This window comes from Actinoplanes sp. NPDC024001 (genome assembly GCF_040638955.1).
Lineage (GTDB): Bacteria > Actinomycetota > Actinomycetes > Mycobacteriales > Micromonosporaceae > Actinoplanes.
This window is the reverse complement of sequence record NZ_JBEZZB010000080.1, coordinates 15,500-29,006: the sequence shown is the minus strand read 5'-3', so window position 1 is coordinate 29,006 and position 13,507 is coordinate 15,500. Positions and strand designations below refer to the sequence as shown.

12 protein-coding genes are annotated in these 13,507 nt (G+C 70.9%); 6 read left to right on the top strand and 6 right to left on the bottom strand.

The window, feature by feature from the left end; genetic code table 11:
* The first annotated feature begins 3 nt into the window (after positions 1–3).
* From AB0F81_RS28335 to AB0F81_RS28320, 4 genes are all read left to right on the top strand, one after another.
* A complete protein-coding gene (locus AB0F81_RS28335) occupies positions 4–867 on the top strand; it encodes an ABC transporter permease (RefSeq protein ID WP_360202038.1) in 864 nt (287 codons plus the stop codon).
* Positions 864–1,706: an ABC transporter permease gene (locus AB0F81_RS28330; RefSeq protein WP_360202036.1), complete on the top strand. Its 843-nt coding sequence runs from the start codon at positions 864–866 to the stop codon at positions 1,704–1,706. Before AB0F81_RS28335 ends, AB0F81_RS28330 begins: the two co-directional genes overlap by 4 nt.
* 33 nt (positions 1,707–1,739) lie before the next feature.
* Positions 1,740–3,125 carry an FAD-dependent oxidoreductase gene (locus AB0F81_RS28325; protein ID WP_360202034.1) on the top strand — a complete coding sequence of 462 codons (1,386 nt, stop codon included), beginning with the start codon at positions 1,740–1,742 and terminating at the stop codon, positions 3,123–3,125.
* A 186-nt stretch (positions 3,126–3,311) separates the two neighbouring features.
* Positions 3,312–4,694, top strand: a complete 1,383-nt coding sequence (locus AB0F81_RS28320) for an aspartate aminotransferase family protein (protein WP_360202032.1) — start codon at positions 3,312–3,314, stop codon at positions 4,692–4,694.
* A gap of 50 nt (positions 4,695–4,744) precedes the next feature.
* Here the strand turns inward: AB0F81_RS28320 and AB0F81_RS28315 are convergent, their stop codons facing one another.
* On the bottom strand, positions 4,745–6,826 hold the full coding sequence (locus AB0F81_RS28315) for a glycoside hydrolase family 3 protein (protein WP_360202031.1): 2,082 nt from the start codon (positions 6,824–6,826) through the stop codon (positions 4,745–4,747).
* Between the two features lie 60 nt (positions 6,827–6,886).
* Between AB0F81_RS28315 and AB0F81_RS28310 the strand changes: the two genes are divergently transcribed.
* Together AB0F81_RS28310 and AB0F81_RS28305 are read left to right on the top strand one after the other, a co-directional pair.
* Positions 6,887–7,309 (top strand): response regulator, encoded by a 423-nt coding sequence (locus tag AB0F81_RS28310; RefSeq protein ID WP_360202029.1) that lies wholly within the window; start codon positions 6,887–6,889, stop codon positions 7,307–7,309.
* Positions 7,310–7,336: 27 nt separating this feature from the next.
* Positions 7,337–7,711: a VOC family protein gene (locus AB0F81_RS28305; RefSeq protein ID WP_360202027.1), complete on the top strand. Its 375-nt coding sequence runs from the start codon at positions 7,337–7,339 to the stop codon at positions 7,709–7,711.
* A 4-nt stretch (positions 7,712–7,715) separates the two neighbouring features.
* On the opposite strand, the gene AB0F81_RS28300 is transcribed toward AB0F81_RS28305, so the two are convergent.
* The 5 genes from AB0F81_RS28300 to AB0F81_RS28280 all read right to left on the bottom strand — a co-directional run bounded on the left by AB0F81_RS28300 (position 7,716) and on the right by AB0F81_RS28280 (position 13,485).
* A complete protein-coding gene (locus AB0F81_RS28300) occupies positions 7,716–8,987 on the bottom strand; it encodes an FAD-binding oxidoreductase (RefSeq protein ID WP_360202025.1) in 1,272 nt (423 codons plus the stop codon).
* Entirely contained in the window at positions 8,988–9,443 is a 456-nt protein-coding gene (locus tag AB0F81_RS28295; protein ID WP_360202023.1) for an Lrp/AsnC family transcriptional regulator, read from the bottom strand. It lies immediately after the preceding gene.
* Positions 9,444–9,465: 22 nt separating this feature from the next.
* Positions 9,466–10,752 (bottom strand): 4-aminobutyrate--2-oxoglutarate transaminase, encoded by a 1,287-nt coding sequence (gene gabT, locus AB0F81_RS28290; protein ID WP_360202021.1) that lies wholly within the window; start codon positions 10,750–10,752, stop codon positions 9,466–9,468.
* On the bottom strand, positions 10,752–12,188 hold the full coding sequence (locus AB0F81_RS28285; protein WP_360202019.1) for a gamma-aminobutyraldehyde dehydrogenase: 1,437 nt from the start codon (positions 12,186–12,188) through the stop codon (positions 10,752–10,754). Before AB0F81_RS28285 ends, gabT begins: the two co-directional genes overlap by 1 nt.
* 91 nt (positions 12,189–12,279) lie before the next feature.
* On the bottom strand, positions 12,280–13,485 hold the full coding sequence (locus AB0F81_RS28280; RefSeq protein WP_360202018.1) for a GAF domain-containing SpoIIE family protein phosphatase: 1,206 nt from the start codon (positions 13,483–13,485) through the stop codon (positions 12,280–12,282).
* Positions 13,486–13,507 lie beyond the last annotated feature (22 nt).

Genomic DNA, 13,507 nt, shown 5'->3' with positions numbered 1-13,507 from the left:
TAAATGAACCGGGTTAAACGTACACTCGCGCCCTACCTGCTCGTCCTCCCCGGCGGGCTGTGGCTCCTGTTGTTCTTCGTCGTGCCGATGGCGACCATGCTGTCGCTGTCGCTGCAGGAGGGCGACATCGTCAACGGGTACGTCTTCACGGGTCACTGGCAGACCTACGTGGAGGCGATCTCGGACTATCAGACCCAGTTGATCCGCTCGCTGGTGTACGGCGCCATCACGTCCCTGGTCCTGGTCGTGCTGGCGTTCCCGGTCGCGTACTGGATCGCCTTCTACGGGGGTAGGAAGAAGGCGACCTATCTGTTCCTGATCCTCCTGCCGTTCTTCGTGTCGTTCGTCCTGCGCACCATCTCGTGGCGGATGCTCCTCACCGACGACGGCGTCCTGCTCCACCCGTTGAAGGAGGCTGGGCTGCTCCCGTCCAGCTTCCAGCTCCTCGGCACGCCGACCGCGGTGATCGCCGGGCTGGTGTACAACTTCCTGCCGTTCATGGTGCTGCCGATCTACGTGGCGCTGGAGCGGATCGATCCGCGGGTGGTCGAGGCCGCCCGTGATCTGTACGCCTCCCCGATCACCGCGTTCCGCAAAGTGATCTTCCCGCTCGCGCTGCCCGGCGTCTTCGCCGGCGTGCTGATGACCTTCGTCCCGGCCAGCTCCGACTACGTCAACTCGGAGCTGCTCGGCGGCACCAGCACCACCATGATCGGCCAGGTCATCCAGAGCAAGTTCCTGGCCAGCTCGGACTACCCGACCGCCTCGGCGCTCGCCTTCGTCCTGATGGCGGTCCTGCTGATCGGCGTGTTCTCCTACGCCCGGGCGCTCGGCACCGAAGACGTGATGAAGGCGGCGGCCCGATGACCCAGACGCTCTCTCCGGCGCCGCCCAAGGCCGCTCCGGCCCGCCGCTCGGTGAGGTTCAACGGCGCGCGCGCCATGCACGTCTACACGTGGGTGCTGATCGCCTGGCTGGCGCTGCCGATCCTGGTCATGATCCTGTTCGGCTTCAACGACCCGGCGGGCCGCTACAACCAGACCTGGCAGGGCTTCACCTTCAAGTGGTACGGCGAGCTGTTCGCCCTGCCCGACCTGACCGAGGCCCTGATCGCCTCGCTGCTGGTCGCCGTCTTCAGCTCGCTGATCTCCGGCGCGCTCGGCACCGGCATCGGTTACGCCCTGGGCCGCTACCGGTTCCGCGGCGCCGGCGCCACCAACCTGGTCATGTTCGCCGCCATCTCCTCGCCGGAGCTGGTGATGGGTTCCTCGCTGCTCACGCTCTTCGTCTCGATGGGCGTCGGGCTGGGCGGGATCACCCTGACCATCGCGCACGTCATGTTCTCCATCGCCTTCGTCGCCACCGTGGTCCGGGCCCGGGTCGTCACCCTGGACCGGTCCATCGAGGAGGCCGCCGCCGACCTCGGCGCCACCGCCTGGACGACCTGGTGGAAGATCACCTTCCCGATCCTGCTGCCGGCGATCTTCTCCGGTGTCATGCTCGCGTTCGCCCTCTCCATCGACGACTTCGTGATCAGCAACTTCACCGCGGGCAACGTGCAAACCTTCCCGCTGTGGATCTGGGGTTCCACGCGGGTCGGCCTGCCGCCGCAGGTCAACGTGATGGGTACGTTGATCTTCGTGGCCGGGGTGCTGATCGCGGTGATCGCGAACCTCCGCTCCCGCCCTCGTAAACAACAGGACTGATAACGCATGGGCGATACTGCTTCGCCTTCCGTCGTGCAAGCCCTCGCCGGTGCGGTGGGGGAGTCGTACTGGCTCGCCCAGGACGGCGCCCCACCGCCGGCACCCCCGCTGACCGGCTCCGCGTCCGCGGATCTCGCCGTGATCGGGGCCGGATACAGCGGCCTCTGGACCGCGCTGATCGCCAAGGAACGCGACCCCGGCCGCGACGTGCTCGTCCTGGAGGCGAGCACCGCCGGGTGGGCCGCCTCCGGCCGCAACGGCGGCTTCTGCGCCGCCAGCCTCACCCACGGATTCGACAACGGGATGAGCCGCTTTCCGGACGAGATGGACGTCCTGGAGAAACTCGGCAACGACAACCTCGACGCGATCGAGGAGACGGTCCGCCGCTACGGCATCGACTGCGACTTCCTGCGCACCGGCGAGATGAACGTGGCCACCGAACAGTGGCAGCTCGACGAGCTGGTCGAGTACCACGCGTCCGCCACGGCCCGCGGGCTGGACGTCCGGTTCCTCGATCGCGACGCCGTCCGCGCCGAGATCGACTCGCCCACCTACCTGGGCGCGGTGTGGGAGCCGCGCGACACCGCCACCGTGGACCCGGCCCGGCTGGTCTGGGGCCTGCGCCGGGCGTGCCTGGAGCTGGGCGTCCGCTTCCACGAGAACACCCGGGTCGAGAAGATCACCAAGACCGGCGGTGGGCTGCTCCTGCACACCCCGCGCGGCCGCGTCGAGGCCCGCCGGGTGGCCCTCGCCACCGGCGCGCACAGCACCCTGCTGCGCCGCCTGAACCACTGGATCGTCCCGGTCTACGACTACGTGCTGATGACCGAGCCGCTCACCGCGGAGCAGCTGGCCGCGATCGGCTGGCGCAACCGGCAGGGTGTCGGCGACGCCGGCAACCAGTTCCACTACTACCGGCTCACCGCCGACAACCGGATCCTCTGGGGCGGCTACGACGCCGTCTACTACAACGGCGGCCGGATCAAACCCTCGCGCGACCTGCGCGAGGAGACCTTCGTCAAGCTGGCCGAGCACTTCTTCGCCACGTTCCCACAGCTTCGCGATGTGCGTTTCACCCACAAATGGGGCGGTGTCATCGACACCTGCAGCCGGTTCAGCGCCTTCTTCGGTACGGGCTACCGCGGCCGCCTCGCGTACGCCGTGGGTTACACCGGCCTGGGTGTGGGCGCCACCCGCTTCGGTGCCCAGGTGATGCTGGACCTGCTCAGCGGCGAGCCCACCGAGCTGACCCGCCTGGCGATGGTCCGCCGCAAGCCGGTCCCGTTCCCGCCGGAGCCGCTGCGCTCCGCCGTCATCCAGCTGACCCGCTGGTCGATCGCCCGCGCCGACGCCAACGGCGGCAAGCGCAACCTCTGGCTCAAGCTCCTCGACGCCCTGGGCCTCGGCTTCGACTCCTGACCGTCGAATTCGGTGTGATGCCCGAGTTGTCGGTGATGTCGGTATGGCTCGGGTTGCCCGCGAGACAGTCGAGGAAATAGCGCGGAAATAGTCGCCCTTAGACTTGTGTGCAACGGAATCCGTAGGCAGGATCGACGTCAACGTAGGAACTAGTGGTTCAGAGAACCGAGCGTGGGAGAGATATCCGTGACCGACCAACAGCCCGCTGATGTGGACGCACTCTCCGCAACCGCCCGTGACCACCTGTGGATGCACTTCACCCGGCTGTCGGCCTACCAGGACGCGCCGGTGCCCGTGATCACCCGCGGCGACGGCTGCTACGTCTGGGACTCGACCGGCCGCCGCTACCTCGACGGGCTCTCCGCGCTGTTCGTCGTACAGACCGGGCACGGCCGCCAGGAGCTGGCCGAGGCCGCCGCCAAGCAGGCGAGTGAGCTCGCCTACTTCCCGATCTGGTCGTACGCCCACCCCAAGGCGATCGAGTTGGCCGGCCGGCTCGCCGAGATGGCCCCCGGTGACCTGAACCGGGTCTTCTTCACCACCGGCGGCTCCGAGGCCGTCGAGTCGGCGTGGAAGCTCGCCCGTTCCTTCTTCAAGCGCACCGGCAAGCCGCTCAAGACCAAGGTGCTGTCCCGCGCGATCGCCTACCACGGCACCTCGATGGGCGCCCTGTCGATCACCGGCATCCCGGCGCTCAAGCAGGACTTCGAGCCGCTGGTGCCGAGCACGCTGCGGGTGCCGAACACCAACTACTACCGGCGCCCCGACGAGAACATGACCCCGGAGCAGTTCGGGATCTGGGCCGCGGACCGCATCGAAGAGGCCATCCTGTTCGAGGGCGCGGACACCGTCGCCGCCGTCTACCTGGAGCCGGTGCAGAACGCCGGCGGCTGCTTCCCGCCGCCGCCCGGCTACTTCCAGCGGGTCCGCGAGATCTGCGACCGCCACGACGTGCTGCTCGTCTCCGACGAGGTGATCTGCGCGTTCGGCCGCCTCGGTGAGTACTTCGGCGCCGACAAGTACGGCTACCAGCCCGACATCATCACCGTCGCGAAGGGCCTGACCTCCGGTTACGTCCCGCTGGGCGCGATGATCGCCTCCGAGCGCCTGGCCGAGCCGTTCCTCACCGGCAGCAACTGGTTCGCGCACGGCATCACCTACGGCGGCCACCCGGTCGGCGCCGCGGTGGCACTGGCCAACCTGGACATCATGGAGCGCGAGCAGCTCAACAAGCACGTCCAGGACAACAGCCCGCTGTTCCGGTCGTACCTGGAGAAGCTGCTCGACCTGCCGATCGTCGGCGACGTGCGCGGCGACGGCTACTTCTTCGGCATCGAGATGGTCAAGGACAAGGCGACCAAGGAGACGTTCAACGAGGAGGAGTCGGAGCGGCTGCTGCGCGGCTTCCTCTCCAGCGCGCTCTTCGACGCCGGTCTCTACTGCCGTGCCGACGACCGGGGCGACCCGGTGATCCAGCTGGCTCCGCCGCTGACCGCGACGGAGACGCAGTTCGCCGAGATGGAGCAGATCCTGCGCTCGGTGCTGACGGAGGCGCAGAACCGCCTCTGAGTGGTGCTCTCAGGGCCGTTTCCGCGGGGGGCGGGGAACGGCCCTGACAGCTATCGCAGCTGTTTCAGCAGCGTGCGGGCCCGATCGGGGTTACCCGCCTCCTCGGCCAACGCGGCCTCGGCGAACAGCTTCTGCCAGCCGGCCCCGGCCTTGCCCGCCGCCGCCCGCCTGCTCGCGGCGGTGAACCCGTCGTCCGCCGCCGGTCCCGTGCGCAGTCCCCACCCGTACGGATAGAGGGGTTGATAGTCGGCGTCGCCGACGTTGACCGGGACCTGGGCGACCGTGGCCGGCCAGCTCAGCGGCAGCCGCCCGGTGAAGGGCCGCCTGCCGAAGAGCACGTCGGCGACCCCGGCGCCCTCGCTGCCCGGCAGCCACGACGCGACCAGGGCATCGATCGTGCCGAGCTGGTCGGTGATCACCTGCGGGCGCCCGGAGACCAGCAGCACCACGCACCTGGCGACCGCGTCGCAGACCTTCTCGACCACCGCCCGGTCGCCCGGCTGCAGGGTCAGCGACTTGGTCTCCTTCTGTGTGGCCGGGCACCACGGGCAGACCTTGCCGCCGGTGTCGCCGAAACCCTCCGCATAGGGCGTCTCGCCCACCACGACCACCCCGACGTCAGCGGCGCCGATCGGCGCGGAAGCGTCGGCACTGAAGGTGACCGTCGCGCCGGGCGCGACCTCGCGGATGCCCTCCAGCACGGTGGTGCCCGGGATGATGTCGCCGGAGCGGCCCTGCCAGTCGATGGTCCAGCCGCCGGCCTGGTTGCCGATGTCGTCCGCGTTGCGCCCCGCCACATAGATCCGGCCGGTCGCGGGCAGCGGCAGCGCCGCGGCGTCGTTCTTCAGCAACACCTGCGAGCGCGCCACGGCCTCCCGGCCGATGGCCCGGTGCGCGGCGCTGCCCACCTCACCCAGGCGATCGAGCGACGCGTACGGGTTGTCGAACAGTCCCGTCGCGAACTTCACCCGCAGGACCCGCCGCACCGCGTCGTCGATCCGTTCGATGCGCACGCGCCCGGCCTTCACCTCGGCCGTGAGCAGCTCCTGGAACCGCGGGGCGGTCTTCGGCTCCATGAACATGTCGGTGCCGGCGTTCACCCCGGTCCGTACCTGCGCCGCGGTCGGCTCCTCACCGCCGTCCGGGTCCGGGAGCTGATGGATCGCCTCGAAGTCGCTGATCACGAACCCGTCGAAGCCCAGCTCACCCTTGAGCCGCCCGGTGATCAGCTCCCGGCTGGCGTGCATCTTCACCGGATTGCCGATGCCGTCCTCGGTCCAGTCGACACTGGAGTAGGACGGCATCACGCTCTCCACCCGGTGTTTGCGGACGGCTGCCACGTACGGCGGCAGATCGATGCGCTCGAAGGCGGCGCGGCTGGTGACGGTGACGCCCTGGTCGATCGCGTACTCACTGTCGCCGGTGCCGTAGCGGGTGTCGCCGTCGCCGGCGAAGTGCTTGACCGTGGCGACCACCCCCGCGTCGTGCAGGCCGTCGATCGCCGTCGCCATCCGGGTCACCAGCGCCGGGTCCTCGCCGAAGCTCTCGTTGGTGCGGCCCCACCGCTCGTCGCGGCCGACGCAGAGGCAGGGCGCGAAGTTCCAGGTGATGCCGGTCGCCCGCATCTCCTCGCCGGTGGCCCGGTAGACCCTCTTGACCAGCTCCGGGTCGCGGGCCGCGCCGAGCCCGACGTTGTGCGGGAAGACCGTCGCGCCGTGCACGTTGCCGTGTCCGTGCACCGCGTCGATGCCGTAGATCAGCGGGATGCCCAGCGGCGTCGCCAGGGCCGCCCGCTGCAGCGTGTTCACCGTGCTCACCCAGGCCTCGGGCGTGTTCGGGGTGGGCACCGACCCGCCGCCGGAGAGCACCGAACCGAGCCGCCAGCGCGTCACCAGCTCCGGGTCCTCGGCGACCACGTTGCGCTCCGCCTGGGTCATCTGCCCGATCTTGTCGGCCAGCGACATCCGGGCCAGCAGGTCGTCCACCCGCTGCTCGACCGGCAGGGCGGCGTCGCGGTACGCCGCGTCCGCGGGTGGCCGCTCCGGCTCGTCGTCCCGCACGAGGGGGAGCAGCGCCGCAGCGACCACGGCGACCGCCGCGGCCGCCCCGAACCCGATCATGTATCGCCGCATCCCTGGAGTCTGCCCGACGAAAACCGCGCGCCGCGTCCCGCACCGGGCCATGCTGAGAGGATGGCCGTTTTGGTTATCGCCGAGGACGACGAGGACATCGCCCGGGTACTGGTCAGAGTGTTCAAGCGAGCGGGGATGACGGTGTTACGGGCGCCCGACGGGCGGGCCGCCCTCGATCTGATCGTCGAGGAGCGGCCGGACATGGTGCTGACCGACCTGGGCATGCCACGGATGGACGGCTGGCAGCTGATCGAGGCGGTGCGCGCCCACCCGGACGTGCGCGACACCCCGATCGCCATCCTGAGCGGGCACCTGCAGCCGGGCGATCCCCGGGCCGGCTCGGCCGAGGTCTGCGCGATCCTGCTCAAACCCTGCCCGAACGACCGCCTGCTGGCGACCGTGGAGAACCTGCTGGCTGCCGGCCCGCACCAGCACGACGCGGCCGCGCCCCGCTGTCCCGGCGATCTGCCGGTCACCGCGTGACGCCGTGACTCCCGATAGCATCACCGGATGCTTCGTGGGATCAGCAAGGTTCGGATCGGGGTCCGCGACCAGGAGCGTGCCAAGCGGTTCTGGAGCGAGACCCTCGGGTGCGACGTCGTGCAGGACCAGACGTACGGTGACGAGCGCTGGCTCGAGGTCCGGCTGCCGGACGGTGTGGTGCTCGTCCTGGAGCAGTCCGACGGGCCGGACCCGACGGCCGCACCCGGGCAGCCGAACACCGCGGTCTTCCTGGCCTGCGACGACGTGGACGCGACCTGGCGGGAGCTGACCGGCCGCGGCGTCGAGTTCGTCCAGGAGCCGATCGACATGCCGTTCGGCCGGTGGGCGCTGCTCACCGACACCGAGGGCAACCGGTTCCCGCTGCTGGCCGCGGCGGGCTGAGACCTCACGCGGCCCGGCGGCGGTCCCAGGCGTCGAGCAGCGCGGTGGCCCGCAGGGCGGTGTTGATGCCGAGCCAGCGGGCCGGTTCCGGTTCCCACCGGCGCGAGCGGTGGCCGACCCAGGGCAGGCCGGTCAGCTCGGTCTGCTCGGCGAGGATCAGGTCGGCCAGGGTGCGCCCGGCCAGGTTGGCCGCGGCGACGCCGTCGCCGACGTAACCGCCGGCCCAGGCGACGCCGTCGCGCAGGCCGACGCTCGGCATCCAGTCGCGCGGGATGCCGAGCGGGCCACCCCAGCGGTACGCGATCGGCGCGTCGATGCCGAACAGCTCGGTGATCGTGCGCCGCAGCGCGTCGAAGACCCCGGGCACCAGGTCGTACTCCGGCCGGACGCGCGAGCCGAAGTGGTACGGCGCGCCCCGCCCGCCGAAGGCGAGCCGGTCGTCGGCGGTCCGCTGCCCGTAGATGATCATGCGGCGTTCGTCGGTGAAGGTCTCCCGCCTCGCCAGGCCCACCCGGTCCCAGAACTCACCGGGTAGCGGCTCGGTGGCGACCATCAGCGAGTAGACCGGGGCCAGGTTGCGCCGGTGCCCGGCCAGGTCGGCGGTGTAGCCCTCCAGCGCCCGGACCACCGTGGTGGCCCGGACCGTGCCGTGGTCGGTGACCACCTTGCCGCGTTCCAGGCTGCGCACCCGGGTGCCCTCGTGCACGGTGACCCCGAGCCGTTCGACCGCCGCGGCCAGGCCGCGGACCAGCTTGGCCGGGTGCAGCGCCGCGCAGTGCTCGCTGTAGACACCGCCGAGCACGCCGGTGGCCGCGCAGATCCGGCTCGCCTCGGCGGCGTCCAGGAAACCCGGTGCGCCGTGGGCCCGGCGCAGCTGGGCCGGGCTGCGGACCAGGGAGATGGTGCCGCCCTTGGCGTAGTCGCAGTCGATGCCCTCGGCGGCCGCGGCCCGGCCCACCTCGTCGACCGACGCCTCCAGGGCCCGGTGCATGGCGGCCGCCCGCTGCGGGCCGTGACGCCGGGCCAGTCTCGCCTCGGAGACCGGGAACAGCCCGGAGGCCCAGCCGCCGTTGCGGCCGGAGGCGCCGTACCCGCAGAACTCCGCCTCCAGCACGACGATGCGCAACTCCGGCGCGGCCTGCGCCAGGTAGTAGGCGGTCCACAGCCCGGTGTAGCCGCCGCCGGCGATCGCCACGTCGGCGATGGTGTCACCGGGCAGCGGCGGGCGCCGGCCGACCGGGCCGAGGGAGTCGAGCCAGAACGAGGGACTGCGCATCTATCGGGTTCCCCAGGCGTAGGTCTGTTTGGCGAGCTTCAGGTACATGAAGGTGTCGGTGGCGGTGACGCCCGGGACCGCCCGGACCTTCTCGTTGAGCAGGTCCAGCAGGTGCTCGTCGTCGGTGCAGACCAGCTCGACGAGCAGGTCGTAGCGGCCGGCGCAGATCACCACGTAGTCGACCTCGGGGATCGTCGCGATCTCGTCGGCGATCGCCCGCAGGTCGCCGTTGACCCGCAGGCCGACCATGGCCTGCCGGGCGAACCCCAGGGTCAGCGGGTCGGTCACCGCGACGATCTGCATCAGGCCGTTGTCGAGCAGCCGCTGCACCCGCTGGCGAACGGCCGCTTCGGACAGTCCGATGGTCTTGGCCAAGGTCGCGTACGACATCCGGCCGTCCCGTTGCAGGTGCTCGATGATCTGCTTGTTGATCTCGTCCAGAGCGCTGTCCGTCACGCCGCGATTCTTCCCTAAACGTTCACTGGAAGGCAGCACGGAGGATCGCAACGCCTCGATCGAGGTCCGCGTCGGAGATCACCAGCGGCGGCAGGAAGCGGAGCACGTTGCCGTACGTCCCGCAGGTCAGCGTGAGCAGTCCCGCCTCGTGGCAGGCCTTCGACACCGCGGCCGTGCGGACCGGGTCGGGCTCGATGGTGCCCGGCCGGACCAGCTCGACCGCGATCATCGCGCCCCGGCCGCGCACCTCGGCGATTCCGGCATCGTTCTCCGCGATCTCTCGCAGCGCCGGGACCAGCACCGACTCGATGTGCCGTGCCGAGGCGGCGAGGTCCAGCTCACGCATGGTCTCGATGGCGGCGAGCGCGGCCGCGCACGCGACCGGGTTCCCGCCGTAGGTGCCGCCGAGCCCGCCGGCGTGCACCGCGTCCATCAGCTCGGCCCGGCCGACGACACCGGCGATCGGCAGCCCGCCGCCCATGCCCTTGGCCGTGGTGATCAGGTCCGGTTCCAGCCGCTCGTGCTCGGAGGCGAACCACTGCCCGGTCCGGCAGAACCCGGTCTGGATCTCGTCGGCGATGAAGACCGCCCCGGCCTCGGCGGTCCAGGCCGCGATCGCCGGCAGGAACCCGGGCGCCGGGACGACGAAGCCGCCCTCGCCCTGGATCGGCTCGATCAGCACGGCCGCCACGTTGCCGGCGCCGACCTGCTTCTCGATCACGTCGATCGCCCGGCGAGCCGCCTCGGCGCCACTGAGCCCGCTACCTCCGAGGCTGCCGTCGCGCAGCGGATAGGACATCGGCGCCCGGTAGACCTCCGGCGCGAACGGCCCGAACCGGTGCTTGTAGGGCATGTTCTTCGCGGTCAGCGCCATGGTCAGGTTGGTCCGGCCGTGGTACGCGTGGTCGAACACCACGACCGCCTGCCGCCCGGTGGCGTGCCGGGCGATCTTCACCGCGTTCTCCACCGCCTCGGCGCCGGAGTTGAACAGTGCCGCCCGCTTCTCGAACGTGCCCGGGGTGAGGTCGATGAGCTGCTCGCAGACCGACACGTAGGACTCGTAGGGCGCGACCATGAAGCAGGTGTGGGTGAACTTCTCCACCTGCTCACGGACCGCCGCGACCACCCGCGGCGCCGCGTTGCCGACGTTGGTGACCGCGATGCCGGAGGCGAAGTCGATCCACTCCCGGCCGTCGACGTCGGTGAGGGTGCCGGACTGCGCGTGATCGACATAGGCCGAGATGGTGGAGCCGACGCCCCGGGCGACCGCGGCGATGCGACGCTTGTGGAGTTCCGCCGACGTGCTCATCAGGCGCCCACGTGGTGCATGACGTGCTTGATCCGGGTGTAGTCCTCCAGGCCGTACACCGACAGGTCCTTGCCGTGCCCGGAGTGCTTGAAGCCGCCGTGCGGCATCTCGGCGACCAGCGGGATGTGGCAGTTGACCCAGACGCAGCCGAAGTCGAGCCGCTGGGTCATCCGCATCGCGGTGCCGTGGTCCTTCGTCCAGACGCTGGAGGCCAGCGCGTACTCCACGCCGTTGGCGTAGCGGACGGCCTCGTCCTCGTCGGTGAACTTCTGCACGGTGATGACCGGGCCGAAGACCTCGTTCTGGATGATCTCGTCGTCCTGGCGCAGGCCGGAGACGACCGTGGGGGAGTAGAAGTAGCCGCGCTCGCCGACCCGGGAGCCGCCGGCGTCGAGCCGGGCGTGGTCCGGGAGCCGGTCGATGAAGCCGCTGACCCGGGCCAGCTGGCCGGCGTTGTTCACCGGGCCGTAGGCCACGTCCTCGTCGTCCGGCGCACCGGTCTTGGTGTTGCGGGCCTGCTCGGCCAGCGCCGCGACGAAGTCGTCGTAGATGCCCGGGGCGCAGAGCACCCGGGTGGCGGCGGTGCAGTCCTGCCCGGCGTTGAAGTAGCCGGCCTCGGCGATCGCGGCGGCGGCCGCCTGCACGTCGGCGTCGTCGAAGACCACGACCGGGGCCTTGCCGCCCAGCTCCAGGTGGGTGCGCTTGAGGTCGGCGGCGGCGCTGCCGGCCACCTCCATGCCGGCGCGCACCGAGCCGGTGATCGACACCATCTGCGGGGTCCGGTGGGTGATCAGGGCGCGGCCGGTGTCGCGGTCGCCGAGGACCACGTTGAACAGGCCGGCCGGCAGGAACTCGGCGGCGATCTCGGCGAGCATCACGCTGGTGACCGGGGTGGTGTCGGAGGGCTTGAGCACCACCGCGTTGCCCGCGGCGAGTGCCGGCGCGATCTTCCACATCGCCATCAGCAGCGGGTAGTTCCAGGGGGTGACCTGGGCGCAGACGCCGATCGGCTCGCGCCGCACGTAGCTCTCGTAGCCGTTCATGTACTGACCCGCGGAGCGGCCCTCCAGCAGGCGCGCGGCGCCGGCGAAGAACCGCAGGTGGTCGACGGCGGGCGGCAGCTCCTCGCTGGCGGTCAGGCCGAGCGGCTTGCCGGTGTTCTTCGACTCGGCGGCGACGAGCTCGTCGGCGCGGGACTCGATGGCGTCGGCGAACCTCAGCAGCGCCCGCTGCCGGTCGCCGGGGGTGGTGTCCCGCCACTGCTCGAACGCGGACGCCGCGGCCGTCATGGCGCGGTCGACGTCCTCGGCGCCCGAGACCGGCGCGGAGGCGAACACCTCGCCGGTCGACGGATCGATCAGGTCCTCGTACCGCCCCTCGACGGGCGCGACGGCCTCGCCACCGATGAGGTTGTGCAGTGTCGACTTGGCGGACATCCGGCCTCCAGCTGTGGTATCAGTGCGCTGGGATCATCCTTTCCGCTGAATCAGTTGCGAACAAGAGGTTCTAGCGAATTTTCCGCAGGATTCAGCGGTGGCGGCGGACGGCCAGAACGGCCACGTCGTCGGTCGGCCGGGTCACGCCCGCGTCCGCCATGACGGTAGCGCAAACGGTCTCCGCGGGGGCGGCGCGCACCAACTGGAGCAGGCGGTTCAGGCCGGTGTCGATGATCTGGTCCCGGCGCTCGACCAGCCCGTCGGTGTAGCAGAGCAGCACCCCGCCGGGCGGCAGGAGGATGGTGCCGTTGCGCCGGGGCCGGATCCGGGGGCCCACACCGAGCGGCGGGTCGACCGGGATCTCGGTCAGCTCCGCCGGACGGCCGGGCTCGGCGATCACCGGGCACAGGTGGCCGGCCGAGGAGACCACCACCCGGCCGCGGTCCGGGCTGATCATCGCGTACAGCGCGGTGGTGAGGTTGCCCGCCTCGAAGTGCTGGACCTTGCGGTCCAGCAGGCTGAGCGCCTCCGCCGGGGTGTCGCAGATCAGCGCGTACGCCCGCAGCGCGCTGCGGATCCGGCCCATCACCACCGCCGAGGCGAGCCCGTGGCCGGAGACGTCCCCGATCACCACCCCCAGCCAGCCGGAGGGCAGGGTGAAGACGTCGTACCAGTCGCCGCCGATGCCGGACGAGTGACCGGGCACGTAGCGGGCGGCCATCTCGACACCGGGCACCTCGGGCAGCTGCGTTGGCAGCAGGCTGCGCTGCAGGGCCAGGGCGGCGGCCAGGTCCAGCTTGTCGGCGCGGATCCGGCCGGCGACCCCGGCCCGGTCGGCGACCAGCTCGAGCAGGCGCACGTCGTCGTCACCGAAGTTGCGCCGGGTCAGCGTGCCGACGTGCAGCACCCCGATCAGGTCGGGGCCGGCGACGATCGGGACGCCCAGCAGCGACCGGACGCCCTTCTCCAGCAGGATCGGGTTGACCACGTCGGTGGCGGTGACATCGGGCAGCCGCACCGGGCGGCGGGTGGCGGCCACCCGGCCGGCGAAACCGTGCCCGACCGGCACCCGGAACCCGGCCCGCACCTCCTCCTCGAGGCCTTTCGCGGCGGTCGCCACCAGCTGCCGGGCGTGCCCGTCCAACAGCAGGATCGCCGCGGTGTCGACCCCGAGGAGGTCCCGCACCCGGTCCAGCAGCTCGTCCAGCAGATCGGAGACGTCGAGCCGGGACAACGTCGCATCCGTGACCGCTTCGAGCCGGCGCAGCCGCTCGTCGTCATTGATGCTCCGGGTCACAGATGCAGCCTAGTGTTCGGTG

Bases quoted from the DNA above. Each gene is read 5' to 3' on its own strand.
- AB0F81_RS28335 (WP_360202038.1), top strand. From the start codon at position 4: ATGAACCGGGTTAAACGTACACTCGCGCCCTACCTGCTCGTCCTCCCC.
- AB0F81_RS28330 (WP_360202036.1), top strand. From the start codon at position 864: ATGACCCAGACGCTCTCTCCGGCGCCGCCCAAGGCCGCTCCGGCCCGC.
- AB0F81_RS28315 (WP_360202031.1), bottom strand. From the start codon at position 6,826: ATGCGGCGATACATGATCGGGTTCGGGGCGGCCGCGGCGGTCGCCGTG.
- AB0F81_RS28310 (WP_360202029.1), top strand. From the start codon at position 6,887: ATGGCCGTTTTGGTTATCGCCGAGGACGACGAGGACATCGCCCGGGTA.
- AB0F81_RS28305 (WP_360202027.1), top strand. From the start codon at position 7,337: ATGCTTCGTGGGATCAGCAAGGTTCGGATCGGGGTCCGCGACCAGGAG.
- AB0F81_RS28300 (WP_360202025.1), bottom strand. From the start codon at position 8,987: ATGCGCAGTCCCTCGTTCTGGCTCGACTCCCTCGGCCCGGTCGGCCGG.
- gabT (WP_360202021.1), bottom strand. From the start codon at position 10,752: ATGAGCACGTCGGCGGAACTCCACAAGCGTCGCATCGCCGCGGTCGCC.
- AB0F81_RS28285 (WP_360202019.1), bottom strand. From the start codon at position 12,188: ATGTCCGCCAAGTCGACACTGCACAACCTCATCGGTGGCGAGGCCGTC.